The following is a 25860-nucleotide window of genomic DNA, read 5'->3' as shown; positions in this document are numbered from 1 at the left end:
TATCACATCGTCGCCTATCCCTCCGCGAAGCCGGCGACCAGCGGCGTTATGGTGCTCTGCGTGGCTTCACTGAACGAACGTCTGGTCTGGATCGACTGCGAGATGACCGGGCTGTCCCTCGAGCACGATGCGCTCATCGAGGTGGCAGCCCTCGTCACCGACTTCGATCTCAACGTGCTCGGCGACGGGGTCGACATCATCATCAAGCCCCCGGCCGAGGCGCTGGAGCAGATGGACGACTTCGTACGCGACATGCACACCAAGTCCGGCCTGCTGGTCGAGCTCGAGAACGGTGTGCCGATGCGCGAGGCGGAGGAGCAGGTCCTGGCGTACGTCTGGGAGCACTGCGGCAAGGACTCCCGGCCGCCGCTCGGCGGCAACACGGTGGCCACCGACCGCAACTTCCTCGCCCGCGACATGCCCGAGCTGGAGGGCTTCCTCCACTACCGCAACGTCGACGTCTCCTCGATCAAGGAGCTGTCGCGTCGCTGGTTCCCGCGGGCCTACTTCTCGGCTCCGCCCAAGCGCGGCAACCACCGCGCGCTGGCCGACATCCAGGAGTCGATCGAGGAGCTTCGCTACTACCGCGAGGCGGTCTTCGTGCCGATGCCCGGACCGGACTCCGAGGTGGCGAAGGAGATCGCCGGCCGCCACGGAGCCTCGATCACCGGCCTCGGCGACCCGGCGGCCACCCCCGATTCCACAGATCCGGTCTGATTCCCCTATGATTCTTGCTGGCTCGAACATGCGCTGTCCGAGCCGATGGTGGGCGTAGCTCAGCTGGTAGAGCATCGCGTTGTGGTCGCGAGGGTCGCGGGTTCAAGCCCCGTCGCTCACCCCATATGGCGAGGTTCAAACCTCCACCAGAGGGACAACCTCTGGAGGTTTGAACCTCGCCCTTCATCTATTTGAGCGTGACGCGAGCCAGCGCACCGTGCTCGAGAGCGACCCAGAGCGCGCCGTCCGACCCGATGGTGAGGCCATGCGGCTCGGAGTTCGGGGTCGGCAGCGCGACTGACTCGATCACGCCGGCCGTGGTGATCGACCTGACCCGGTTGCCGCCCCATTCGGAGAACCAGAGCTCATCGGCGCCGGCCACGATGGCGTGCGGGCGCGCACCGCGGTCGGGCAACGGATGCTCGGTGATCTTTCCGTCCACGGTGATGCGGCCGATCTGGCCCGCCGCGATCTCGACGAACCACAGCGCGCCATCGGGGCCGAGCGTGATGCCGACCGGCGCTGCGTCGGGAGTGGGGAGCTCGTGCACCGTCACCTCGCCGCGCAGGTCGATCCGGCCGATCGCGTTGGCCCGGTTCATCGTGAACCACAGCGCCTCGTCCGGGCCGGCCACGATCGCCGACGGGAACGCCTCGGTGATCGGGAGCGGAATCTCGGTGACCGTGCCGTCGGTGGAGATGCGTCCGATGGAGTCCGTCGTGGTCGCGGTGAACCACATCGCGCCGTCGGGACCGACTGCGATCCCGTACGGCCCGCACTCCCGCAGCGCATGCTCGCCCACCGCGCCGTCGACCGTGATCCGGCCGATCCGGTTGGCGCGGTACTCGGTGAACCACAGCGCGCCATCCGGCCCGGGCGCGATGATCGTCGGGCCGCAGTCGGCCGCCAGCTGGAACGTGACCGGAGACCCTCCCGGGACGAGGCGGCCGATCTCACCACTGCCCTCCAGGGTGAACCAGAGCGCATCGTCCGGACCTGCGGCGATGGCGTACGGGCCACGGCCCCGCACTGGATGCTCGGTGATGCGGCCAGGCTGTTCGGGTGTCATAGAGGCCTTTCTCCGTTCGGCTTCGGCGCACCCACTCTCGCCTCGCAGCGGACGCCCGAACAACTGGTTTTCGGGCCATCCTTGGAATCCTGGATTTACCTGACTAAAGTCAGGTATATGACAGTGGACACCTCGGTGATGCGCAAGTTCAACATGAGCTACGTCCGTCGGGTGGGAGCGCTCGAGGACTCTTTCCTCGGCAGTGGTCTCCCCTATGGCACGGCCCGGATCCTCTACGAGATCGGGCTCGCCACCTCGGACTCCGCCCCGGCCACAACGGTGCAGGACCTCAGGACCCGCCTCGGCAACCTCGACTCCGGCTACGTCAGCCGGATGCTGCGGACGCTGGAGAGCAAGGGGTACGTCGCGATGGACCGCGACCCGGCCGACGGTCGCCGCCGGCTGGTGGTGCTGACCGAGGACGGCCTCAAGCAGTGGGACGACCTCGAGCGCCGCTCCGAGGAGCGTGCCCACCTGCTTCTCGACCCGCTGACGCAGCGGCAGCGCGACCGTCTCAACGAGGCCCTCGCGACGGCCGACCTGCTGGTGCGGGCCGCCGCGATCACCATCGAGCAGGTCGACCCGCGCGACCCGATGGCCCAGGAGGCGATGGGCCACTACTTCGCCGAGATCGGCGACCGCTTCGGGTTCACGGTCGGCGACGAGGGCTTCGGCGACGACCCCTCCCTGCGGCCGCCCCACGGCGCCTTCTTCGTGGCCGCCAGCGACGGCGCACCGGTCGCCTCGGGCGCGGTGCGTGAGTTCGATGGGACCGGCGAGATCAAGCGCATGTGGGTCGACCCCGCCTGGCGCGGCGCGGGCCTCGGCTCACGCCTGCTGCGCCACCTCGAGGCCGAGGCGCTGCGGCTGGGACACCAGGTCGTACGCCTCGACACCCGCGACGTCCTCAGCGAGGCGATCGGGATGTACGAGCGGGCCGGCTACGAGCGCATCGACCGCTACAACGACAACCCCCACGCCACCCACTTCTTCCGCAAGGAACTGGGCTAGGCGTACGTCTCCAACCGCTCCAGCGGCGGCTGGGCGCTGGGATGCGCGACCGCGGCGGCGCCGACCGCGCAGGCCGTACGCAGCGCCTGCTCGTCCGGCGCGCCGCCCTGGATCGCGAGGGTGAGCGCCGCGGAGAACGCGTCGCCGGCGCCGACGGTGTTGACCACGTCCGGCGCCCGTGCGGCGGGCACGCGAGCGGTCTCGGCGCCCTCCGCGATCATGGCCGCACCCGAGGCGCCGTAGGTCACCGCGACCCGCCGGGCCGCACGCAGCTCGGGCATCGCGGCGTACTCGGTCTCGTTGACGATGAACAGGTCCACCCGGTCGACGAGATCGGCCGGGAGCGGCTGTGCTGGGGCCGCGTTGAGCGCGACGAAGCCTGACACCCGCGCGGCGACGGCGCGGACCACGTCCAGGGACAGCTCGAGCTGCATCAGCACCGCCTCGTCCGCCCCGGCCGAGATCCCGTCGGCGCCGACCGACGCGTTGGCACCGCTGCACACCACGATCTGGTTCTCCCCCGCCGCGTCGACGGCGATCAGCGCCGTCCCTGTCGGCGAGTCGGTGATGCGGATGCCTGCGACATCGACCCCCGCGGCGCGGATCGTCTCGACCGCCCAGCCGCCATCGGCATCGGAGCCGACCGCGCCGACCATCCGCACCCGCGCTCCCAGCCGGCTCGCCGCGACGGCCTGGTTGGCACCCTTCCCGCCGACGTCACGGCGCAGGCGGCCGCCACCGACGGTCTCCCCCGCGCCCGGCAGCCGCTCGACGAGCGCCGTCAGGTCGACGTTGATGCTGCCGACGACGACCAAGTCCTGTGGTGGGCGCACCGGCATCAGGGACGTACGAGGCCGATGCAGGAGTAGGGCAGGCCGGAGATCCGCTCCAGCGGCACTCCGCGCGCCTCGGCGAGCTTCTTGATCTGGCCCAGGTCGGCGTCACGCGCCGGGTCGACCAGGATCGTCGACGGCTCGCCGTGCAGCAGCAGCCGGATGGTCTCGTCGACACCGGCCTCGATCAGGCCGACGTCGCCGTCCGCGAACTTCTCGGCGACCTCTTCGACCGCGTCCCAGCCCACCCAGGTGGGTGTGTGGTCGCCGCCGAGGTGGGCAGCGAGGTCGAGCATCACCTTGGTGCGCACGATCGGGAAGCGGGCCGCGACCGTGTCGATGAACTTCTTGGACACGTCAGCGGCGGCCAGGTCGGAGTGGAACACCGCACCGTGGAAGTCGTTCGGGCTGACCCGGTCGTCATCGATGATCGGGCGCGAGACGAGGCCCGAGACGCTCGAGCCGAGGCACGCCGACGGGATCAGGTAGTCCTCGCGAGTGCCGTAGACGGCCACGCTCCGGCCCGGGTCGGCGAGGACCGCGAGCTCCGGGGAGAACGGCGAGGCCAGATGGGCGTCGAGCGTCGAGTTGGCCTTCTCGACCGACGCCGCCAGCTCCCGGGCGATCGCGCCGGTGCCGGTCCACCCGTCCACGAACATCACCTGCGCGGGGTCGTGATGGGCGGCCAGATAGGCGAGCGCGGTCTGGTCGATGCCGCGACCGCGAATCAGCGAGATCGCGTAGTGGGGCAGGTCGAGCCCGTGCACGCGCTGCGCCCAGCGTCGCATCAGCACGCCGATCGGGGTGCCGGCACGCACCAGGGAGACCAGCACGGCGTCCTGCCCGCGCCGGGCCAGCACCTGCTCGGTGACCAGGCCGATGGCGTACGCAACCCGCTGAGCCGATGCGGTCAGGGCTTCGTCGAAGAGCTCCCGCTGTGCCTCCGCGTGCTCCTCGGCCGGCGTCTCCGCCTCGTCCGCGGACAGGTCCTTGAGCAGCCAGGCGACGTCGTCGCGCTCGTAGGAGCCGAAGGCCGGTCCGTGGAGCGGGGCAGGCAGCTGCCGGGCCGGCTGGTCGTGACGCGGCTCCGGGGCGTACGCCGGGATGGTCACGACCACGACCCGCGGCGCGATCCGGGCGAGCTGGTCGACCAGACCGCCCTCCTCGTGCAGCGCGGGGGTGTCGGCCGGCTCGTCGACGACCAGCACGATCGTCTCGAAGGCGCCCTCACGCAGGTTGTAGGCGAAGCGTGGCTCGTCGCCGTCGGCCGGCGCGTCGTGGGACGGGAAGGTGATCGCGGTGCGGATCGCATAGCCCGGGTCGTCGACGTCGAGCACCGGCGACCGCGTCGTGGTCGAGTAGGTGATCTCGTGGCGGCGGCCCTCGGCCGCGCGCCGGTCCGCCAGGGCGGAGGCGATCCGCAGCGGTGCGTACATCAGCTCCTCGGTGCCGAGGACGTGCACCGGGCCGTCGGGGATACGGCCGGCGACGGCCGCGGCGGTCACCGTGACTGCCGACTCGTAGGAGCCGGCGGCACTGGGCGCGAAGCCGTGGCGGCCACCCTCCGGAACTGCGCGTGGCCAGGTCGCGACGACCTGGACGACCTCGCCGCGCGGTCGCTGGCTCGACTCGACGCCGGCCAACTGGCGGAGGTTCTCGACGGTGTCGATGAGCCGGTTGCCGTTGTCGGCGAGATCCTCGGGCAGCTCGATCTCGCCGCTCGCGAGGGAGACCACGTCCAAGGTCGCGCGCAGCCGCTTGATCGAGCGCTCCATCCGGCCCCGGTCGGCCTCCGAGCGCAGGTCGACGAGCGCGGCCACGACGTAGTGCTTGTGCGGGAACTTCTTGTGCAGCGCCCGGATGGTGTTGACGACGGTCTTGCCGGTGATGACCTCGTCGTCGACCAGCACCAGGGTGTCGGCGCGGGCCAGGAAGGCGGGGTCGGCGGGGAGCAGCCGGTGGGCAGTCGCGTGCGAGTGCTCTTCGTAGAAGTCGGCGACGGACTCGATCCCGTCGACGACCCTACGGGTGGAGTGCAGGTAGGGCGCCCCGATGGCGTCGGCGACGAGATGGCCGAGCGCGGTCGCGGTCTCGGCGTAGCCGAGGACCACCGCGTCACCTGTGACCGCGGCGCGCGCCTTGGCCCCCAGGCGCAGCCCGGCGTCGGTGACCAGACGTGGGTCGGTCGGGACGTGCTTGCCGAGGACGGAGGAGACGAGGAGCTGCGCGCGGCGAGGGTTGCGTCGCACCGCAAGACCGACCAGATCGGTGAGCATCATCCCGCTCGGCGCGTCGGTCGTCCGCAGACGCACGCCCAGACGTTCGGCCACCCAGGTGCCTGACCAGCCGCTCGCTTCGTCTCTCACAGGTGACATTCTCCCCCAATGCTCCTCATCTGACTCAACCGCACGTAGGGCACCCATGTCCACTGCGGAGCCCGTCCAAGCGGCCCAGACGTCCAGAATGAGAACACGTTCTTGTCGGTTGCGTCGGGGAGCAATAGGTTCCGCACATGCCTCGTCGCTCGGGAAGCATCGGAATCGTGGCCGCCGCGGCGGCCGTGCTCGCCTTCGGGACCTCGCTGTTGAGCCCGGTCGGGCCAGCTGGCGCAGACCCGGCGGAGGAGACGCCACGGCTGTCCCGCGAGGGGCGCTGGCTGGTCGACCAGCACGGCCGGATCGTGCTGGTGCACGGTCAGAACCTGGTCTGGAAGCACGATCCGTACGTCCCACCCGACTCGCCCGAGGGCTTCACCGCCGCCGACGCGGAATGGCTGGCGGAGCACGGCTTCAACGGCGCCCGGATCGGCACCCTGTGGGCAGGCGTGACGCCGGACGCCCCCGGACAGGTCGACGAGGACTACCTCGACGACTGGCAGCGGGTGATCGACCTGCTCGCCGACCAGGGCATCTGGATGCAGTACGACTTCCACCAGGACATGTGGCACGAGACCTACGGCGGCGAGGGCGTGCCCGACTGGGCAGCGAAGCGGCCGGCGCCCTACAACCTGCACCCGCCGATCAAGCTGTCCTTCCCGGCGACGTACATCACGCCCGAGCTGGCCACCGTCTACGACAACTTCTGGGCCAACAAGAACGGCGTCCAGGACGGCTGGGCCGCGGCTTGGGGCGCGGTCGCGGAGCGGTGGGGCGACCAGCCCTACTCGATGGGCTACGACCTCATCAACGAGCCGTGGGCGGGCCGGGAGTGGCTGACCTGCCCGATCACCGGGTGCGCGAGCTCCTACCGGGACGAGTTCCAGCCGGCGTACGAGCGGGCGACGGCGGCGATCCGCCGGTCCGACCCCGACGGGATCGTCTGGTACGAGTCGCAGCTGCTCGCCAACCAGGTCCCCAACTCGAGCTTCGGGCCGGCCAACGACGACCAGGTCGGCTACTCCTGGCACAGCTACTGCCCGTACGGCTACCTCGACTCCCAGGGCATCCCGGTCGGCGTCAGCGGCTGCAAGGACTATGACGAGACCCATAACCTCAAGGCGCTCGAGCAGGCCGAGACGATGGGCGCGACCAACCTGATGTCGGAGTTCGGCGCGACCGACAACACCGAGCTGCTGGCCATCGACACCGCCTCGGCCGACGATCACTTCACCTCCTGGATGCACTGGGCCTACAAGCACTGGGACGACCCGACCACCGCCGACGGCGCGCAGGGGATGTTCGCGGACGACGCCGATCTCTCGACGGTGAAGCCCGAGAAGCTGCGTACGCTGGTCCGCACCTACCCGCAGGCCACGGCCGGCAGCCCAGTTAACCTCTCCTTCGACCCCGCCACCGGCGCGTTCAGCTACACCTACGAGCCGTCCGCGGAGATCGACGAGCCGACCGAGATCTTCGTCAGCCCGATCCACTATCCCTCCGGGGCGGACATCGATGTCGAGGGCGGCCGGGTCGTCGGCGAGGCCGAGCACAACCGGATCCTGGTCGAGGCGACCGGAACCGAGCCGGTGACCGTCACGATTGACTAGGGTGGTGGTGTCCCGCCCGCTCCGGCCCGCGTCGGTCCAGCCCTCGGAGGATCACTTGTCCGTCTCGCTCGCCAAGGGGCAGTCGGTCCCGCTCACCACAGGTGACGGCAGCAGCATGACGCACGTACGGATAGCGCTCGGCTGGGACGCGGTCAGACAGGGCCTCTTCGGCGGGTTCCGTGGCGCCGACGTCGACATGGACGCCTCCGCGATCCTCTACGACGCGACCGGCGCCCACCTCGACCAGGCCTGGTTCCGACAGCTGAAGTCCAGGGACGGCGCCGTCGTCCACACCGGCGACAACCGCACCGGTGCCGGCGAGGGCGATGACGAGTCGATCATCGTCCACCTGGACCGCGTGCCCGCCGAGGTCGCGCAGATCGTGTTCACGATCAACTCCTTCACCGGACAGAGCTTCGCCCAGATCCAGAACGCCTTCTGCCGTCTGGTCGACGAGAACACCCGCACCGAGATCGCCCGCTTCGACGTGAGCCAGACCGGCCCGCACACCGCGGAGATCATGGCCAAGGTCAGCCGTCAGGACGGTGGCTGGGCGATGACCGCGCTGGGCGAGATCGGCAACGGACGTACGTTCCAGGACCTGCTGCCCTCGATCGCTCCGACGCTCTGAACCCTGAGGTCGCGGTCAGCCGAGTGAGCCGACACCGACGACGGTGAGGCCGGCGCCGAGGACCGTGACGCCGAGCGCGGCCAGGATCGGGGTGACCTTCGCCGCGACCTGGAGGTAGGTCTTCGACTCGGCGACGCGGACCACGAGGTTGTTACCGGCCAGAGCCAGCAGGCCGACGCCGAACAGGATCGTCGCCATTCCCAGGCCGAAGGTGATCACCAGCAGCAGCGCGAACGCCGAGCGGCCCGCGAACAGGCCGGTCACCAGGACAAGGAACGCGCCCGGGGACGGCGTCAGGCCGCCGGAGATGCCGAGCAGGACGATGCCGGGGCGGCGTACGCCTTCGCGGTGACCGTGTCCGTGCTCGCCGGAGTGGCCATGGGGGTGCCCGTGGGAGTGCCCGTGGGAGTGCCCGTGTCCGGCCCCCGAGCGGGCAGCGCGCCAGTGCCGGCGCAGCAGCCAGAGCCCGGTGCCGACGACCAGCACCCCGGCGACGATCTGCAGCCCGGCGGTGAGGTTCTCCAGGCGTACGAGATCCGAGAGCGAGAAGAACGCCCAAGCCACCGCGATGACCAGCACCGAGAAGGTGTGCATCACTGCCACCGAGCCGCCCAGCCAGGCGGCGTCGCGCACCCGGCCCTCCGCGCCGATCAGGTACGCCGCCGCCAGGGTCTTGCCGTGGCCTGGCGCGATCGCGTGCGCCGCGCCGGCGGCGAAGGCGAGCACGAAGGCGGCCGCGGCGATGCCGGGCTCGTCCAGATAGCCCTGCACGCGCTCGACCAGGGCCGCCGCGCCGAACCAGTCACCCGTCAAGAAATCGTCCATGTCAGGCGCAAACGATGGCACAGAGTTTCGTCGCCGGATACGGCTGAGGCAAGCGTTTACCAACCGGACAGACGGGCGTCAACAGCGGCGCTCGGCCACGTTCACCGGATCTCAGGATCCTCAGCCAATGGCCGGGCGTGTGCCTCGGCCGTTCGGCACCTCGGGCGATGCCGCACGTCATGCCGCACGACCCCAAGGAGCATCGTGTTCGCACCAACGAGTGCCAGCCTCGCCAGACCCGGACGGAGGCGACTCGTCGCCGTGGCCGCCGGTCTGGCCCTCGCGGGTGGTGTCATCGCCGCCCTGCCCGGTGACGCCGTCACCTCCGCCAGCGCGGCGAGCTACACCGCCGTCGGCGCACCGCTGACCGGACCGCCGCGCGCCGCGCTGGCGACCGTGGACGCCCCGACACCCGACGTACTCGACATCGACTTCGACAGCGGCGCCCCGCACGAGCGCGCCCAGTCGCTCGAGCCGCGCACCTGGGGTGCGCCGACGTACGGCACCGACGACAGCCTCGCCGAGACGCCGACCGACGTCATGACCGTCGACGGCACCGACGACGCGGTCTCCGTCGAGCACGACCCGTGGGCCGACCTGCAGCAGGGCTTCACCATCGAGTGCGTCTTCCGGGTCGAGACCACGCTGCCCACCACCAACGAGAAGGACCTCTGCTCCAACAAGGAGGCGGGCGGCTACTCGGTCTACGTGACCGGCTCCAACCTGGGCACGATGGCCCATATCGGCGGCGGCTACAAGACGGTGCTGACCCCGATCACGGCCAACCGCTGGTACCACGTGCTCTCGGTCTGGGACGGCCAGCGGCTGAACCTGTACGTCAACGGCACCAAGGCCGGCTCGACGGCCGCCACCGGCGCGCTGCAGGCCCCGGCCGCGACCTCGCGCCGCTTCGTGGTCGGCGCCGACTCGTCCCCCACCGGGATCGGCCAGCCGGCCCCGCCCGCCTCGTTCGCCGCTGCCTCTCTCTTCGCCCGGGCGGTGACCGATGCCGAGGCCGCGGCGCTGGCCGGCTCCTACGACACCGCTCCCCCCGTCCCGGCCGCGGACGTGCTCGACGTCGACTTCGACGACGGCACCCCGGCCGACGACACCGGCCGCGCCGTGACCACGGTCGGCGAGCCGGTGATCTCCGACGACACCGCACTGGACGCCAAGGTCGCCTCCTTCGACGGCTCCAACGACGCGTACGCCTATGCGATGGGCTCCACTGCCTGGGACCAGATCGACGAGCAGGTCTCGATCGAGTGCACCTTCAAGGACAACGGCACCTTCCCCAACGGGACCGAGCACTCGATCTGCTCGGAGAAGGAGGGCGGCGGCTACTCGATCGTCGTCTACAGCGGCAAGCTGACCTTCGCGGTCCACGCCGGCGGCGCCTACCGCAACGCCCAGGTCGAGATCGAGTCCGGCCGCTGGTACCACGCCGTCGGCACCTGGGACGGCTCGACCGCCCGGCTGTACGTCGACGGTCAGCTCGCCGCTCAGATCGCAGCGCCCGCTCCGCTGACCCGTCCCGGCGGCAACGCCCTCAACTCCTTCTACGTCGGGGCCGACTCGGTCAACCAGTTCTGGTCGCCCGTCACCGTGCGCACCGCGCGGATCTTCACCGACGTGCTCACCGCCGACCAGGCCAACGCCCTCAACGTGGCCGCGCTCGGTGACGTACGCGACGCCGGAGTGGTCGTCAACGGCACCACCCCTGCGGCCGGTTCGCACATCACCACGCCGACCGAGTTCGCCGTCGACATCACCAACCAGGGCAACGCCTCCGGCTGGACCTACACGCTCGACGGCGACCCGATCCGGCCCGGCCAGGAGATCGGCGCAGGCCTCGCTCGCGGCGAGCACACCATCGAGATCACTGCGAAGGACGTCTTCGGACGGCCGGTCGCGCACACCTCGACGTTCACCTCCGACGCCATCCCGACCGGCGGCGGCACCGACACGGGCCAGGGCAAGGGGAGGGTGACGCTCTCCGCGATCGCCAACAGCCCCGACGGCTCGGACGTGACCACCACCTTCAAGGCGGCCTCCGCATCGGTCGCCGACGGCGGCGTCCAGGGCGTCGTGCCGGTGCTCCCGAGCGCGCTCGAGTTCGACTACTCCTCCCCCGAGACGATCGCCGGGAGCCAGAAGCCGGACGGGCAGACCACCGACAGCGCTTCGAGCAAGCTGATCCCGTTCCAGCGCTACGACGTCTCCGTCCCGGCCTCAGACTCGCGTCGCCACGTGGTCTGGACCGGCACGGCCGACCCGGCCCGCTCGGTCTCGCTGCGGGTGTGGAACACCGTCGAGAGCCGCTGGGACGAGCTCGCCTCCGGCCGCGGGATCGCCGACGGCGACACCACGCTGCAGGGCCGGGCACTGGCCGCTCACGTCGACAACGGCGTCGTGCACGTCCTGGTGACCGGCATCGACCCGTTCGCCGACGACCTCTCGCCGCGCGACGACTCGGCCGCCGCCGACAAGGACCACTTCGAGAACCCCGAGGACTACGACTTCTCCTTCGCCCACTTCACCGACACCCAGTACATCGCCGAGGGTGCGGCCGGTGGGACGTACGAGAACTTCAACGGGATCGAGGAGCCCTCGGACGTGCAGCTGGTCGAGGAGCAGGCGGTGTGGCAGCGCGCCTACCGCGCCGAGACCGAGTGGATCCGCGACAACGCCGACCAGCGCAAGATCGCGTTCACCTCGCACACCGGTGACGTGACCGAGAACGACACCAAGGACCCGCTGGCGACCGACGCCAACGGCAACCTGCTCTACCCGGGGCTCGACGAGCAGATCACCCGCGAGTTCGAGTTCACCTCGGGCGCGCAGGGGATCCTCGACGAGGCGGGCGTGGTCAACCAGGTGGTCGCGGGCAACCACGACAACCAGGGTGGCCGCGAGACCGGGGCGCAGTCGCGGTTCAGCCGCTACTTCAGCCCGTCGCGCTATTACGACGCGGCGCAGGCGTGGCCCGAGGGCGCGTCCTACCACGCCTGGGACGAGGAGACCGACGCCTCCGGCAACGTGGTCACGCCGGGCACGGACAACCAGAACAACTACGTGCTCTTCTCCGCCGGCGGGCTCGACTTCGTCGCCGTCGGCCTCTCCTACGGCGTCACCCCGGAGGAGGCGGCCTGGGCGAGCGAGATCTTCGCCCGCTTCCCGGACCGCAACGGCATCCTGAGCACCCACGCCTACCTGGCGCCCTCCTCGGCTCCCGACGGGCGTGGAGCCAACTTCTCCACCGACGGCTCCCGGCTGTTCGACCAGGTCGTGGAGGCCAACCCCAACGTGTTCCTGGTCCTCGCCGGCCACGAGCACGGCGTCGGCACCAACCTCAAGCGCGGCATCGGCGCCACGGTCTCCCACAACGTCGTGGAACTGCTCGCCGACTACCAGTTCTACAAGGTGACCGCCGGTGAGCTCTTCCCCGACTCGGTCGACGCCTCCGGCAACATCGACCTGAACGGTGACGGGACCGTCGACCACAAGTCGACCGACCTACTGCAGTTCGGCGCCTCCTACCTGCGCCTGCTGCAGTTCGACACCGAGCGCGCCGAGATGTCGATCGACACCTACTCCCCGCACCTGGACGACTTCGGAGCGACGGAGTACGACGACCGACACCGCTACAACGGGGCCGAGGACAACCTGACGCTGCCTGTGGACCTCTCCACCAGGCGTACGTCCTTCAAGACCGACGCGCTGACGGTGGTCACCCCGACCGACACCGTGATCGGCACCGACACCGCGCGTTCGGGCTGGCCGGCGACGGTGGAGTGGGCCGGGCTGACCGAGGGCCAGGTGTACGCCTGGACCTCGACCTCCCGCACCGGTGAGGCCCAGACGCTCGGCTCGATCGACCAGTTCGGCGGCGTCTTCCTGGCCACCGCGGCCGGCACCGACGCGACGCCGCCGGTGCTCACGGTCCCGGCCTCGACGACGATCGAGGTGGGCGCGGAGTTCGACCCGCTGGACGGCGTCAGCGCGACCGACAACACCGACGGTGACCTCACCGGCAGCATCCAGGTCTCCGGCAGCGTCGATGTGAACACGCCGGGCGCCTACCCGCTGACCTACACGGTCACCGACTCCAACGGCAACCAGGCCGTCGCCTCGCGCGCGGTCGTCGTGGAGGAGGCCGACGTGCCGGACCTGACCCCGGTCACGCTCACCGCGAAGGACATCACGGTCCGCTTCGGACGGGACCTGGTGTTGCGTACGTCGGTCGCGCCGCGAAGCGCCACCGGGACGGTGCAGTTCCTCATCGGTGAGGACGTCCTGTGCGAGGCTCGGGTGCGGCGCGGGGTCGCCGAGTGCGAGGTCGACGTGATGCCCCCGCCGGGCCGTCACCAGGTGCAGGTCTTCTACCCGGGTGACGAGACGCATGCACCAGCGACGACGAACCTCACGCTGACGGTCAGGCAGCGTTAGTGGCTCGTCTGCTCCGGGCTCTCGCGGTGGTCGCCGGCATCCTGCTGGCGGCCACCGCGGGCCTGCCCGCCTCCGCTCATCCGTTCGGGGCACCGCAGACCGCGACGATCGCCGGCACCACCGGCGCTCCCAAGGTGACCTGGCGATTCGGGGCCACCGACGACATCGCCTACCTCGCCGTGCAGGTCGGCGCGCTGCCGCCGGACCGGATGACGCTCGACGGCGTCGTCCTCTACGAGCCCGGCGACGAGAAGGCGCTGGCGCGGTCGGAGGCCTACGCCGACTACGTGCTCGACCACATCCGGATCGAGGGCTGCGACGGGTCGGTCGAGGCGGGCGAGGACCTGATCACCGATGGCACCACGGTCACCTTCGACTGCCCGTCACTGGCCTCCGCCACGAAGATCGAGATCGACATGATGACCGACCTGCACCCGGCGTACCAGACCATGGCCTCGGGGCCGAACGGTCAGAAGGCGGCGTACGCAGGGACCACCCGCTCCCACGGCTGGACGCTCGACGAGTCGCGGGCTGCGGCGACCGGACTCAGCGCACTGCTCCAGCTCGGCGGCACCCTCGGCGCGATCGCGCTGGTCGGTGCCGGCGGGTGGTGGCTCGTGCGGCGCCGCCGGCAAGCTAGCGCTTGAGCTTCTTGATCTCGTCCTTGGCGGCCTGCTGGGCGATCGCCTCGGCCTGGGCCTCCTCGCCGAAGACACCCTCGACCTTGGCCTTCTCGACCTTCTTGAACTGACGCAGCATGCTCCACGCGATCACCGCGACGGCGACGCAGAGCGCGATGAAGATGCCGAAGGCGGTCCAGCCCGCGACCACGTCCTCGTCCTGCGGCGGGGTGGGCTCAGGAGCGGGCTGTGAGGTGTGCAGGGTGTGCGTCGTCATCGGGAGGCCGGACATACCGACATTGTCTCACTTGTACCTGAGGAAACCTCAGGCGGTGACGACCTTGCCGAAGCTGATGTCGCGTCCGACCGCGGCCTTGCCCTCGTCGTCGGCGGTGGAGACGTCGAGACCGGCGAAGAGATCGGTCTCCTCACGCTTCTCCGCCTCGGGCACCGGCACGTAGGAGGTCACCAGCTCGTAGTCCTCGGTCGGCCAGGCCTCCTTCTCGATCTCCCGGGGCACCGCGAACCAGGGGCCGTCGGGGTCGATCTGGGTGGCGTGCGCGAGCAGGGCCTGGTCACGTACACCGAAGAACTCGGCGCACTCGACCTTCGTGGTGACCCGCTCGTCCCAGCCCGGATCCGGCTTCCAGCTCTCGAGGCGGTCCTCGTACGGCGAGGCGAGGCCGTGACGCGTGATCGCATCGTGCAGGGCGATCATCCGGGGGTAGTTGAAGGTGTGGCTGTAGTAGAGCTTCAGCGGCTGCCACGGCTCGCCCGCATCCGGGAACAGATCTGGGTCGCCCGCCGCCCGGAACGCCTCCACCGAGACCCGGTGGCACATGATGTGGTCCGGGTGCGGGTAGCCCCCGTTCTCGTCGTACGTCGTGACCACGTGCGGCCGGAAGGCGCGGATGATCTCGACGAGCCGGCGCGTGCTCACCTCGAGCGGCGTCCGGCCGAAGCAGCCTTCGGGGAGCAGCGACCAGTCCTTGGCCCCCATCTCCTCGACCAGCATGAACTCCTCGACCCAACCGGAGTCGACGAAGCCGAGCCAGTCCTGCTTGATGCCGAGGATGTCGCGGGCGCGATGCATCTCCTCGCGGCGGATCTCGTGGATGTTCTCCAGGATCCCGGGGCGCTCCATCTTCGGGTTGAGGATGTCGCCCCGCTCGCCGCCCGTACACGTCGCGACATGGACGTCGACCCCTTCGGCGACGTACTTCGCGGTGATCCCGGCGCCCTTGCTCGACTCGTCGTCGGGGTGCGCGTGAACGTGCATCAGGCGAAACGCCTGCTGGAGCTGTTCTGGCATGAGTTCAATCCTAACCACGCTCTGTCTCACGGATCGGTTACCCGCTCCCACTCCGCGGACAACTTTGGTGGTAGGCGTCCGGGGACGGATGTGCGGTCTCCTTCGGCGAGGTGGGACCATGTTTCCTGTGAGCACGCCGTCAGCCGAAGAAACCCGCATCGCGGCCCGCTACGGCCGCGGCCCGCGCCGTCGCCCGGGCGTACTCATGGTCGCCCTGGTCCTCGCCCTCGTGGCGATCGTCGGCTGGTTCGGCTGGGCGCTGTGGCTGGCCCTGCACCCCGAGGTCTCCTCCGGCCTGGAGAAGTGGGAGGCCGTCAGCGAGAACGAGGTCGAGGTGACCTTCGTCGTACGCCTTCACGACAAGGACGCCAAGCCGGTCTGCACCGTCGAGGCCGAGGACGACCAGGAGGAGAAGGTGGGCCACCTCGAGTTCACCGCCACCGAGGGGCGCCAGACGATCACCATCCCGACCGAGCGCCGCGCGCTGCGGGTCGAGTGGGGTGACTGCACGGTCGAGTGACCGTACTTCTCAGGCAATCCCTGCACTTCTCTGGCATTGCATTGCCAGAGAAGTGCAGGAATCACCGGTTAACCGGGTATCCCTACGCGGTGAAAACCTCAGTCTTCAGGATCTCGACCTTGAGCGGCCCGCGAGGACCCTCGTAGGTCACGGTGTCACCGGCGCTGGCACCGATCAGGGCAGCGCCGATGGGCGAGGCGGCCGAGGAGATCTCGAGGCCGCCTGCGTACTCCTTCATCTCGATCGAGGCGATGAGGCGGGTCTCGGCCTCGTCGTCGTCATCGCCCTCGAACTTGAACGTGACCAGCTTTCCGACCGAGACGACACCGTCGTCCTCGGGGACGGTGGTGTCGGCCTTGCGCAGCAGTGCTTCGAGCTGCTGAATCTGACCCTCGAGCTTGCCCTGCTCCTCGCGCGCGGCGTGGTAGCCGCCATTCTCCTTGAGGTCACCTTCGTCGCGGGCGGAGCTGATCTCGGCAAGGATCTCCTGGCGTCGGGGGCCCTTCAGGTATTCCAACTCCGCGGTGAGCTTGTCGAATGCACCCTTGCTGAGCCAGATAGTGGCAGCCGTGGTCTCGGTCGACTGAGTCATAGCGAGTTACTCCTGATGGGTAGTGAATAGGTAAGGGGCGCCGGTCAACCCCCATCAACCGGCGCCTTTTCTCCCTGCTGAGCGGGCGTGTTTCACCCAGCTGAACGTTCCGCGGGAGATTGTCAGAAGGTTCAGTTTAACAAGGCAACCACACCCGAAGACAGTTCGCGACCGAAACGTTGCGCAATCTGACCTCGGGACCGTTCCACGGAACGTCAGGGGCTGATCGCGGGATATCCCTTGCTGCGCAGCTGCTCGAGCACCCGCTCGGCATGGTTCTGGCCCCGGGTCTCCAGCTGGAGCTGCACACCGACCTCGGCGAGCCGTAGTCCGGGGTTGGTGCGCGAGTGCACCACCTCCATGACGTTGGCTCCGGTGTCGCCGATCACCGACAGCAAGGTCGCCAAGGCGCCGGGCTGGTCGGGGATCGTCACCGCGACCGGCAGATAGCGCCCGGCCAGCGTCATGCCGTGCTGGATCACCTTGCCGAGCAGGAGCGGGTCGATGTTGCCGCCGGAGAGCACCACCACGACAGGGCCCTCGAAGGCCTCGGGCGCGTCCATCAGGGCGGCCACGCCGACCGCGCCGGCTGGTTCGACGACGAGCTTGGCCCGCTCGGCGAGCGCCAGCAGCGCGCTCGAGATCGCCTCCTCCGAGACCGTACGGATCTCGTCGACGTAGGCCTGGATCATCGGGAAGTTGGTCTCCCCCGGCAGGCCGACCGCGATGCCGTCGGCCATCGTCGGCATCTTGTCGAGCCGGATCGGGCGGCCCTCGCGCAGCGAGACCGGGTAGGCGGCGGCGGTCTCGGCCTGCACACCGATCACCTTCACATCGGGGTGCTTCGCCTTGATCGCGAGCGCCGCACCGGCGAGCAGACCACCACCGCCGAGCGGGATGACGACCGTCTTCACGTCCGGCGTCTGCTCGAGGATCTCGAGCCCGATCGTGCCCTGGCCCGCGACGACGTCGGGATGGTCGAAGGGGTGGATCATCACGGCGCCGGTGCGCTCGGCGAAGGCCATCGCGGCCTCGAGGCACTGGTCGACGTACTGCCCCTCGAAGATCACCTCCGCGCCATAGGCACGTGTGGCCTTCTCCTTCGGGATCGGCGCGCCCTCGGGCATGAACACGGTGGACGGGATGCCGAGGGTCGTCGCGGCCAGCGCGACGCCCTGGGCGTGGTTGCCCGCGCTCGCGGCCACCACCCCGTTCTTGCGCTGCTCATCGGTCAGCCGGGCGATGCGTACGAAGGCTCCGCGGGCCTTGAAGGAGCCCGTACGTTGCAGGTTCTCGCACTTGAGGATGACCGTGTCGCCGATCATGTCGGTGAGCCAGCGGGCTCCCTGGACTGGCGTCTCGGTGATGTGGTCGCGCAGCAGCTCGCGGGCCTCGATGATGTCCTCGTACGTCGGCTGACCATGCATCTCAGGCACTGCCTGCTCCTGGGCTCGGCGGGGGTGGGGAGGTCGGGCCGTTGGCCGGCAGCGGGGACGGAGGCGAAGTCGGCGCCTGCGCCTGGGTCGGAGCCGTGGCGGTCAGATGGTTGGCCACCGCATTGAGGGCGGCCACCAGCGGCACGGCCACGAGCGCACCGGCCACGCCACCGAGCACGATGCCGGTCGCGACCGCGAGGATGACGCCGAGCGGGTGGACCCGCACCCAGCGGCCGAGCAGGAACGGCTGCAGGCCGTGGGCCTCGAGCTGCTGGACCAGGATCACGCCACCGAGCATCAGCAGCGCCGTCACCGGCCCCTGGGAGACGAGCGCGACGAGCACGGCGACCGCGCCGGCGACGGTGGCACCGATCAGGGGTACGAACGAGCTCAGGAAGACGAGCACGCCGATCGCCACCACGAACGGGACCTGCAGGGCCGCGGCGATGATCATGATGCCGACCGCGTCGACCGCGGCCACGATGACCGTGGCCCGGGTGAACTGGGTCAGCGAGACCCACGCGACCCGGCCCGAGCTGTCCATCCGGCTGCGTGCGGCCCGCGGCGCGAGCCGGACCAGCCAGCCCCAGATCCGCTCGCCCTCGGCGCAGAAGAAGTAGGTGGAGAAGAGCACGATGAACAGACCGGCGAAGACGTCGAGGGCGACCCCGCCGACCTCGCTGACCCGGGAGAACGGGTTGGAGGCGTACGCCGCGGCCCAGTCCTCGAGCGTGGTCTGCACCGTGTTGAGCCAGGTGTCGATCTGGGTCTCGCTCGCGTTGAACGGGCCGTTGATCAGCCAGTCGCGGATCTCGTCGAGCGCCTTGACGGTCTGCCCGGCCAGGTCGTTGAAGCCGTTGGCTACCTGCGTGCCGGCGAAGCTGAGCATGGCGATGACCACCACGAGCACGCCGATCACCACGAAGAGGGCCGAGATGCTCCGCTTGAGCCCTATCCGGGCCAGGCCGTGGACGACCGGGGAGACGAGCGCGGCGATCAGCAGCGCGATGACCACCGGGACCACGACGATGCTGAGGAAGCCGAGGGCGCGGACGATGAGGTAGCCGGCGGCGACGATCACCAGGAACCGCCAGGCCCACTGCGCGGACAGCTCGACGCCGTAGGGGACGTAGGTGCGGCTGACAGCCTTGGGCGTCGTCACCGGCTCTGGGGCGGCCAGCTGCTCCTGGCGCTCCTCGCGCAAGCGCTCGAACTGGTTGACGAGCCGCAGCGCGAAGTTCTCGGCCGACTCACGGGCCTCCGCAGCGGCCTCCTTGGCCACCTCGGCCGACTCGCGCGCGTCGGCCTCGTCCTGGGCGAAGCGCTCTGCCTCACGCGCCTCTCGGCTGCGTCTGAACGCGCCCCTCATCCGCTCGAGGCCATCCTTGGCGCTCCGCTTCTCGGCACCGGGAACATCCCCCTGATCTGTCACCTGACAGAGGCTACCGGGAAGGTGTGAGGTGGGTCGCAAGGCGCCTTGCCGTCGCGGGATGCGACCTCGCGAGCATGCCCACCGCGGCGAGCACGTAGTCGCCGTCGACCGCCCGCAGCGGCGACTCCGGGAGCTGCCATCCACCGCGAGCCGACCAGCGCATCACCCGCTCCTCGATGCCCCGGCGACCGTGCCGGAGTACGCCGCCCGAGCCGATCACCACGCCCACCCGGCGCAGGTCGGTGCCGGTGCGCTCGATGACCTTGCCGCCCGGGGCCAGGACGACCCGGGACCGTCCCGCGTGCCGCTGCAGGGCCGTGGAGATCGCGATCCTCGCCAGGAGCTCGTCGATGTCTCTGTCCTGCTCGGTGCGCGGCAGCCAGCCCGGGTGGTTGCGTCGATGCTCGACCTCGCCGGAGAGGTCCGACTCGGCGAGACTCGGGTCGGAGTGGTCGGCCGCGGCGAGGGTCGTGGTCGCCGACCAGCGCATGCCCAGATCGCCCTCGACGGTCCGGGTCACCGGAGTGACGGCGACGACCTCCTCGCGTACATGCTCTGCCTCGGGATCGGGGCGGACCACGCTGTGCACGTCGGTCGTGGCTCCGCCGACGTCGACGACGACCACGTCCTCGCCGAGCACCTCGGCCAGCGTCTCGACTCCCTGGAGCACGACATCGGGCGTCGCCCCCTGGACGATCCGCCGGAAGTCGGCCCGCCTGCTGAGGTTCTTGCCGCCGATCACGTGCTCGAGGAACATCTCCCGGACCGCCGCGCGGGCGCTCTCGGGCGCCAGCACGCCGATCTTCGGAACGACGTTGTCGCAGGTCACATGGGGAACCTCGGCCAGGATCTCGTCGATCTCCGAGTTCGCCTCGCGGTTGCCCGCCACGACCACCGGTCCACGCCAGCCGGCCGCGGCCAGCTCGCGTGCGGCCGAGACGACGGCGTCCCGGTTGCCCCCGTCGGTGCCGCCGGTGAGCAGCACGAGGTCGGGGGTTGTGAGGCCGAGGGTGGCCCCTAGGTCACTCTCGGCTTCACGATCCGCGGTCGCGACCACTGCGACGACCTTGCCGCCGCTGGACAGCGCCACACGTCGCCCGGCCTCGGCGGTCACCAGCTCCTCGTTGCCCACCACGGCGATCCGGAGCCCACCGCCCGCGGAGGAGCAGGCGAGGATCTCGGCGTCGGCCGTCCGGGAGTCCTTCTCGGTGAGCGCGGCCAGGCAGGCGTCGTACGCCTCCATCACCTCGTGCAGCGACGTCGGGGCGCTCGCGGTGCCGAGGATCTCGCCGGAGACGAGGTCGACGTGGAGCGCCTTGGTCCAGGTGGAGCCGAAGTCGACGCAGACGGCGGTCTGTGGCGGGTCAGCTCTGGTCAAGGGCCTGCTCGAGGTCCGCGACCAGGTCCTCGGCGTTCTCGATCCCGACGGAGAGCCGCACCAGGTCGGCCGGCACCTCGAGGTCGGTGCCCGCGACGGACGCGTGCGTCATCCGCCCCGGGTGCTCGATCAGGCTCTCGACACCACCGAGCGACTCGCCCAGCGTGAAGATCTTGGTGCGCTCGCACACGGCGAGCGCAGCGGCCTCCCCGCCGGTGACGCGGAAGGAGATCATGCCGCCGAACCGCTTCATCTGCTTCTGGGCGGTCGTGTGGCCGGGGTGCGTCTCCAGGCCCGGGTAGATGACCTCGCCGACCTTCGGGTGCGAGGTCAGGAAGTCGGCCACGCGCTCGGCGTTGTCGCAGTGGCGGTCCATGCGTACGGCCAGGGTCTTGAGGCCACGCAGCGTCAGCCAGGCGCCGAACGGGTCGGCGATCGCGCCGGCGGCGTTCTGGAGGTAGCCGATCTTCTCGGCGAGCCCGAGGTCACGCACGATCACGGCGCCACCGACGACGTCGGAGTGGCCACCGACGTACTTCGTCGTGGAGTGCACCACCACGTCGGCACCGAGGGTGAGCGGCTGCTGCAGGTAGGGGCTGGCGAAGGTGTTGTCGACGACCAGCAGCGCGCCGGCCTCGTGGGCGACGGTGGCCAGGGCCGAGATGTCGGCGATGTTGAGCAGCGGGTTGGTCGGCGTCTCGACCCAGACGACCTTGGTCTTGCCCGGCTGGATCGCGGCCGCGACCGCGTCGACGTCGGCGACCTGGGCCGGGGTGTGCGCGATCCCCCACTGGCTCTCGACCTTGTCGATCAGCCGGTGCGTGCCGCCGTAGGCGTCGTCGGGGATGACCATGTGGTCACCGGGCCGCATCAGGCTGCGGATCAGGGTGTCCTCGGCAGCCAGGCCGGAGGCGAAGGCGAACCCCTTCTCGCCCTCCTCGACCGCCGCCAGCGCGCCCTCGAGCGCGGTGCGGGTCGGGTTGGCGGAGCGGCTGTACTCATAGCCGTTGCGCAGGCCGCCGACGCCGTCCTGCTTGTAGGTCGTGGTGGCGTAGATCGGCGGGATCACCGCACCCGTCGTCGGGTCGGGCTCGTAGCCCGCGTGGATCGCCTTGGTCTCGAAACCGGCCTTGCCGAGGTGCTGCTGCTCGCTCACACGCCGAGCCTACGTCCGATCCCACCTCGCCGCCCATCCGGGAACGTTCGCGCGTCGAACTGTGTTGGAGACTGGTAGCAACCCTGACTTTCTGGAGGTCACTCATGTTCGGTCGACCGACCCAACTCTTCCCCGCGGACCGCACCCTCGCCGGGCGCGACCAGGCCCTCTTCGACCTGCCCGCCAAGCACCGCGTACTGGGGACTCCGCTGCTCGCCTCCCCCGAGGACGGCACCGCGCCGGAGGGGGCCGAGGTGGCGTACTTCGGTCTCGGCTGTTTCTGGGGTGCCGAGGAGATCTTCTGGCAGACGCCGGGGGTCTACTCGACCGCCGTCGGCTATCAGGGCGGCACCACGGCCAACCCGACCTACGACGAGGTCTGCAGCGGTCAGACCAACCACACCGAGGCGGTCCGGGTCGTCTTCGACCCCACCGTGGTCTCCTACGCGGACCTCGTCAAGAAGTTCTTCGAGGTGCACGACCCGACGCAGGGGATGCGGCAGGGCAACGACGTCGGTACGCAGTACCGCTCGGCGCTCTACTACGTCTCCGACGCGCAGCGGGAGACCGCTGAGGAGCTGACCAAGATCTACGGCGACGAGATCGCCCGGCGGGGCTACGGCGAGATCACCACCGAGATCCGCGAGGTCCCGACCTTCTACGCCGCCGAGCCCGCGCACCAGCAGTACCTGGACCGCGTGCCCAACGGCTACCGCTGCCACGCGAACACGGGCATCGCCTTCCCCGCGAACGCCTGAGGTCAGGTCAGCGGCAGATACATCACGTGGAGGCCGACCCGGCCGTACGACGTCGAGTCGAACGCGTCCGGGACGGTCCCGATGATCTGGAACCCGAGGGACTTCCACAGGCGTACGGCGGTGGTGTTGGTCTCCACGACCGCGTTGAACTGGATGCCGTGAAAGCCCTGCTCGCGGTGCCAGCTCACGCAGTATTCGCCGAGGGCCCGGCCGACGCCCTTCCCGCGGGCGTTCGGAGAGACCATGAACGAAGCGGTGCCGATGTGGCTGCCGCGGCCCGGGCGGTTGGGACCCATCTTGGCGCTGCCGAAGATCTCCTCGCCCTCGACCGCGACGACCACGTGGTCATACATCCACAGGTCCTTGGCCTCCTCTGACGTGAGGCCCTCGGGGTAGGCGTAGGTCTCCCCCGCCGCCACGATCTCGGACCAGAACGGGTAGATCTGCGGCCAGTCGTCGGCCGTCGCTTCGCGGATCTGCATCAGAGATCGACCTTTCCGTCGATGGCCTCGCGCATGAGATCGGCGTGGCCGCAGTGGCGGGCGTACTCCTCGATCATGTGGACCAGGATCCAGCGCAGGCTGATCGACTGGCCGTCGCGGGTCGTGCCGACCGCGATCTGGTCGAGGGAGCCCGCTGCGTCGGTGAGCTCGTTGGAGCGGACGATCGCGTAGCGGAGCAGCGTGCGCAGCACCTCGGGGTCATCCTCGGAGGCGCTGGTGAACTCCCAGTCCTTGTCGTCGTCCCAGGGAGCCGTGTCGAACGGCGGGGCCGGGCTGTTGCCCGCCAGGCGTACGCCGAACCAGATGTCTTCCACGTAGGCCATGTGCTTGAGGAGTCCGGCCAGCGTCATGGTGGTGGGCGGGAAGGGGCGGTTGAGCTGCTCGTGGTCGAGGCCCGCGACCTGCCTGAGCAGGGTCGCCCGGTGGAAGTCGAGGAACGTACGCAGGGTCGTGGACTCGTCCGCGACGTAGGGGGCACCGGTCGGATGGCGGGTGTCCTCGAAGAGTGCCTCGGTCATGGGCGCCAAGGTAGCGGTGGCGAGTTTCCTCGGCGAATCACTTTCGCGAAACTGAAACGCGTTCTAGATTTGGCGCATGCCCCACGCTCCCAGAGGTCCACAGAGTCCCGAGAAGCCGCTCAGAGTCGTCGTCTGGTCCACCGGGACGGTGGGTCGTCACGCGATCGCGGGAGTCGATGCGCATCCCGACCTGGAGCTGGTCGGGGTCTGGACCTCGACGCCGGCGAAGGCGGGGCAGGACGCCGGGGAGCTGGCCGGGCTCGGACGTACGCTCGGGGTGGCGGCAACCACCTCGCGTGACGAGCTGCTCGCGCTCGCCCCCGACTGCGTCGTCCACGCGGCGATGACCGACGACCGGGTCTTCGAGGCGATCGAGGACCTGACCGGGCTGATCCGGGACGGGGTCAACGTCGTCTCGTCCGGGCCGGTGATCCTGGTCCACCCGCAGGGGACGCTGCCGGACGAGATGATCTCGGGCATCCACGAGGCCGGCCGCGAGGGCGGTGCGTCGCTGCACGTCAACGGCATCGACCCGGGCTTCGCCAACGACGTACTGCCGCTCGCGATGACGTCGCTGTCGCAGCGGATCGACCACCTCCGGGTCAGCGAGATCGCCGACTACTCGACGTACTTCCAGCCTGTCGTGATGAAGGACCTCTTCGGCTTCGGGGGCTCGCTGGAGGACAAGCCGTTCCTGTGGGAGCCCGGCGTGCTGAGCACCGCGTGGGGACCCGTCGTCCGGGTCCTCGCCGCCGGCCTCGGGGTGACTCTCGACGAGCCGCTCGTCGAGCATGTCGAGCGCCGTCCGGCGGTCAAGGACACCAAGACCGTGTCGGTGGACATCGCGGAGGGCACCCAGGGCTCCGTACGCTTCACCGTCACCGGCAGCGTCGACGGCGTCCCCCGCATCACGCTCGAGCACGTCACCAGGACCGACGCGGAGTCCGATCCCGACTGGCCGACCCCGGCGACCGGCGACGGCTGCTACCGCATCGAGGTCACCGGCGAGCCGTCGATGACCGTCGAGTTCAGCCACCACGGCGAGCACGGCGACCACAACGTCTCCGGGATGATCGTCACGGCCCAGCGCCTGGTCAATGCCATCCCCGCCGTAGTCGCGGCCGCCCCCGGCCTCGTCTCCCCTCTCGACCTCCCGCTGATCACCGGCCGCGGCCTGGTCACCGGAACCAACTGAAGCCGAGGCGTCAGCTACGTCGGCCGAAGCGTCACCGTGGTGCCCACTGGGCCGACGCGCGTGACGTCTCGGCCGACGGGGGCGACTTCTCGGCAGGAAAGGAAATCAGATGAGCATTCTTGATCGATTCAGACTGACCGACCATGTGGCCGTCGTGACGGGGGCGGGGCGCGGGATCGGGGCGGCCACCGCGGTGGCGCTGGCCGAGGCCGGGGCGAACGTGGTGATCGCCTCACGCACCGAGAAGCAGCTTCGGGAGGTCGCCGCGAAGGTCGAGGCGGTGGGGCGGCGGGCGCTGGTGGTTCCGGCGGACCTGGCCGACACGGAAGCGACGGCGGGGCTGGCGGCGACGGCGTACGAGGAGTTCGGGCGTCTCGACATCGTGGTCAACAACGTGGGCGGGACGATCCCGAACACGTTCCTCGACACCGACGAGGGCTACCTCGAGGAGGCCTTCCACTTCAACGTGACCACGGCGCACGCGCTGACGCGGGCGGCGGTGCCGTACCTGGTGAAGAGCCCGAACGGGCAGCAGTCGGTGGTGTCGATCAGCTCGATGATGGGACGTACGGCAGGGCGGGGCTATCTCGCCTACGGCACCGCCAAGGCGGCGCTGGCGCACTGGACCCGTCTGGCCGCGACCGACCTGGCGCCGCGGATCCGGGTCAACGGCATCTTCGTCGGCTCGGTGCGGACCAGCGCCCTCGAGTTCGTCGCGGGCGACGACACGATGCGCGGCGAGATCGAGTCGAAGACGCCGCTCGGGCGCATCGGCGAAGCGGAGGACATCGCCGCGGCGGTGGTCTATCTGACCTCCCGGGCCGGGCAGTTCGTCACCGGGAAGATGCTCGAGGTCGACGGCGGCACCGAGGCGCCGACGCTCGACCTCAAGCTCCCGGACGTCGGCGCCTAGCCGGTGC

Annotated in this window: 23 protein-coding genes and 1 tRNA gene; 11 read left to right on the top strand and 13 right to left on the bottom strand. The window is 69.9% G+C overall.

The features are described from left to right. The first annotated feature begins 48 nt into the window (after positions 1-48). A complete protein-coding gene (gene orn, locus ABTW65_RS17180; RefSeq protein WP_350662169.1) occupies positions 49-717 on the top strand; it encodes an oligoribonuclease in 669 nt (222 codons plus the stop codon). Between the two features lie 48 nt (positions 718-765). Then, positions 766-841: transfer RNA gene (locus ABTW65_RS17175), tRNA-His, on the top strand. Positions 842-904: 63 nt separating this feature from the next. Here the strand turns inward: ABTW65_RS17175 and ABTW65_RS17170 are convergent. Continuing rightward, complete coding sequence (locus tag ABTW65_RS17170; protein ID WP_350662167.1) at positions 905-1786, bottom strand: Vgb family protein; 882 nt, start codon at positions 1784-1786, stop codon at positions 905-907. A 117-nt stretch (positions 1787-1903) separates the two neighbouring features. Here ABTW65_RS17170 and ABTW65_RS17165 point away from each other — a divergent pair, with 117 nt between their 5' ends. Next, positions 1904-2797, top strand: a complete 894-nt coding sequence (locus ABTW65_RS17165) for a bifunctional helix-turn-helix transcriptional regulator/GNAT family N-acetyltransferase (RefSeq protein WP_350662165.1) — start codon at positions 1904-1906, stop codon at positions 2795-2797. Here ABTW65_RS17165 and ABTW65_RS17160 read toward each other — a convergent pair. Both ABTW65_RS17160 and ABTW65_RS17155 read right to left on the bottom strand, forming a co-directional pair. Beyond that, positions 2794-3630, bottom strand: a complete 837-nt coding sequence (locus ABTW65_RS17160; protein ID WP_350662164.1) for a ribokinase — start codon at positions 3628-3630, stop codon at positions 2794-2796. The two genes, ABTW65_RS17165 and ABTW65_RS17160, sit on opposite strands and share 4 nt — an antisense overlap. Positions 3631-3635: 5 nt before the next feature. Next, on the bottom strand, positions 3636-6005 hold the full coding sequence (locus ABTW65_RS17155) for a phosphoribosyltransferase domain-containing protein (RefSeq protein WP_350662162.1): 2370 nt from the start codon (positions 6003-6005) through the stop codon (positions 3636-3638). Between the two features lie 137 nt (positions 6006-6142). Between ABTW65_RS17155 and ABTW65_RS17150 the strand changes: the two genes are divergently transcribed. Together ABTW65_RS17150 and ABTW65_RS17145 are read left to right on the top strand one after the other, a co-directional pair. Continuing rightward, entirely contained in the window at positions 6143-7615 is a 1473-nt protein-coding gene (locus tag ABTW65_RS17150; RefSeq protein WP_350662160.1) for a glycoside hydrolase family 5 protein, read from the top strand. Positions 7616-7670: 55 nt separating this feature from the next. Further along, the gene (locus tag ABTW65_RS17145) at positions 7671-8246 is read left to right on the top strand and encodes a TerD family protein (protein WP_350662158.1); all 576 of its coding nucleotides are present in this window, start codon (positions 7671-7673) and stop codon (positions 8244-8246) included. A 15-nt stretch (positions 8247-8261) separates the two neighbouring features. Here ABTW65_RS17145 and ABTW65_RS17140 read toward each other — a convergent pair whose 3' ends face one another. Further along, positions 8262-9071, bottom strand: coding sequence for a HoxN/HupN/NixA family nickel/cobalt transporter (locus ABTW65_RS17140; protein ID WP_350662156.1), 810 nt, complete (start codon positions 9069-9071; stop codon positions 8262-8264). Between the two features lie 204 nt (positions 9072-9275). Between ABTW65_RS17140 and ABTW65_RS17135 the strand changes: the two genes are divergently transcribed. Next, positions 9276-13520 carry a LamG-like jellyroll fold domain-containing protein gene (locus ABTW65_RS17135; RefSeq protein WP_350662154.1) on the top strand — a complete coding sequence of 1415 codons (4245 nt, stop codon included), beginning with the start codon at positions 9276-9278 and terminating at the stop codon, positions 13518-13520. After that, entirely contained in the window at positions 13520-14167 is a 648-nt protein-coding gene (locus ABTW65_RS17130; RefSeq protein ID WP_350662151.1) for a hypothetical protein, read from the top strand. Before ABTW65_RS17135 ends, ABTW65_RS17130 begins: the two co-directional genes overlap by 1 nt. Here the strand turns inward: ABTW65_RS17130 and ABTW65_RS17125 are convergent. Beyond that, entirely contained in the window at positions 14157-14432 is a 276-nt protein-coding gene (locus ABTW65_RS17125; RefSeq protein ID WP_160024995.1) for a hypothetical protein, read from the bottom strand. The genes ABTW65_RS17130 and ABTW65_RS17125 overlap by 11 nt on opposite strands. Positions 14433-14465: 33 nt before the next feature. Further along, the gene (mca, locus tag ABTW65_RS17120) at positions 14466-15452 is read right to left on the bottom strand and encodes a mycothiol conjugate amidase Mca (protein WP_350662149.1); all 987 of its coding nucleotides are present in this window, start codon (positions 15450-15452) and stop codon (positions 14466-14468) included. Between the two features lie 127 nt (positions 15453-15579). On the opposite strand from mca, the gene ABTW65_RS17115 reads away from it, so the two are divergent. After that, on the top strand, positions 15580-15972 hold the full coding sequence (locus ABTW65_RS17115; protein WP_350662147.1) for a DUF4307 domain-containing protein: 393 nt from the start codon (positions 15580-15582) through the stop codon (positions 15970-15972). Between the two features lie 82 nt (positions 15973-16054). On the opposite strand, the gene greA is transcribed toward ABTW65_RS17115, so the two are convergent. The 5 genes from greA to ABTW65_RS17090 form a co-directional block, all read right to left on the bottom strand. After that, positions 16055-16564 carry a transcription elongation factor GreA gene (gene greA / locus ABTW65_RS17110; RefSeq protein WP_350662145.1) on the bottom strand — a complete coding sequence of 170 codons (510 nt, stop codon included), beginning with the start codon at positions 16562-16564 and terminating at the stop codon, positions 16055-16057. A 215-nt stretch (positions 16565-16779) separates the two neighbouring features. Beyond that, positions 16780-17991: a threonine ammonia-lyase gene (ilvA, locus tag ABTW65_RS17105; protein ID WP_350662579.1), complete on the bottom strand. Its 1212-nt coding sequence runs from the start codon at positions 17989-17991 to the stop codon at positions 16780-16782. Between the two features lies 1 nt (position 17992). After that, a complete protein-coding gene (locus tag ABTW65_RS17100; RefSeq protein ID WP_350662142.1) occupies positions 17993-19432 on the bottom strand; it encodes an AI-2E family transporter in 1440 nt (479 codons plus the stop codon). 10 nt (positions 19433-19442) lie between these two features. Further along, positions 19443-20810: a glutamate mutase L gene (locus tag ABTW65_RS17095; protein ID WP_350662140.1), complete on the bottom strand. Its 1368-nt coding sequence runs from the start codon at positions 20808-20810 to the stop codon at positions 19443-19445. Beyond that, entirely contained in the window at positions 20797-21966 is a 1170-nt protein-coding gene (locus ABTW65_RS17090) for a cystathionine gamma-synthase (RefSeq protein ID WP_350662138.1), read from the bottom strand. Before ABTW65_RS17090 ends, ABTW65_RS17095 begins: the two co-directional genes overlap by 14 nt. Positions 21967-22070: 104 nt before the next feature. On the opposite strand from ABTW65_RS17090, the gene msrA reads away from it, so the two are divergent. After that, a complete protein-coding gene (gene msrA, locus ABTW65_RS17085; protein WP_350662136.1) occupies positions 22071-22724 on the top strand; it encodes a peptide-methionine (S)-S-oxide reductase MsrA in 654 nt (217 codons plus the stop codon). A 2-nt stretch (positions 22725-22726) separates the two neighbouring features. Here the strand turns inward: msrA and ABTW65_RS17080 are convergent, their stop codons facing one another. Then, positions 22727-23206, bottom strand: a complete 480-nt coding sequence (locus tag ABTW65_RS17080) for a GNAT family N-acetyltransferase (protein ID WP_350662134.1) — start codon at positions 23204-23206, stop codon at positions 22727-22729. Further along, positions 23206-23745 carry a DinB family protein gene (locus tag ABTW65_RS17075; protein ID WP_350662132.1) on the bottom strand — a complete coding sequence of 180 codons (540 nt, stop codon included), beginning with the start codon at positions 23743-23745 and terminating at the stop codon, positions 23206-23208. The genes ABTW65_RS17080 and ABTW65_RS17075 overlap by 1 nt, the downstream gene beginning before the upstream one ends. A 76-nt stretch (positions 23746-23821) precedes the next feature. Between ABTW65_RS17075 and ABTW65_RS17070 the strand changes: the two genes are divergently transcribed. Further along, on the top strand, positions 23822-24940 hold the full coding sequence (locus ABTW65_RS17070) for an NAD(P)H-dependent amine dehydrogenase family protein (protein WP_350662131.1): 1119 nt from the start codon (positions 23822-23824) through the stop codon (positions 24938-24940). 109 nt (positions 24941-25049) lie between these two features. Beyond that, positions 25050-25853: an SDR family oxidoreductase gene (locus tag ABTW65_RS17065; RefSeq protein ID WP_350662129.1), complete on the top strand. Its 804-nt coding sequence runs from the start codon at positions 25050-25052 to the stop codon at positions 25851-25853. Positions 25854-25860: the final 7 nt, after the last annotated feature.

Source organism: Nocardioides sp. NPDC127503, from assembly GCF_040302165.1.
Taxonomy (GTDB): Bacteria; Actinomycetota; Actinomycetes; order Propionibacteriales; family Nocardioidaceae; genus Nocardioides.
The sequence above is the reverse complement of the archived record's forward strand: the minus strand, read 5'-3'. Positions and strand labels throughout refer to the sequence as shown.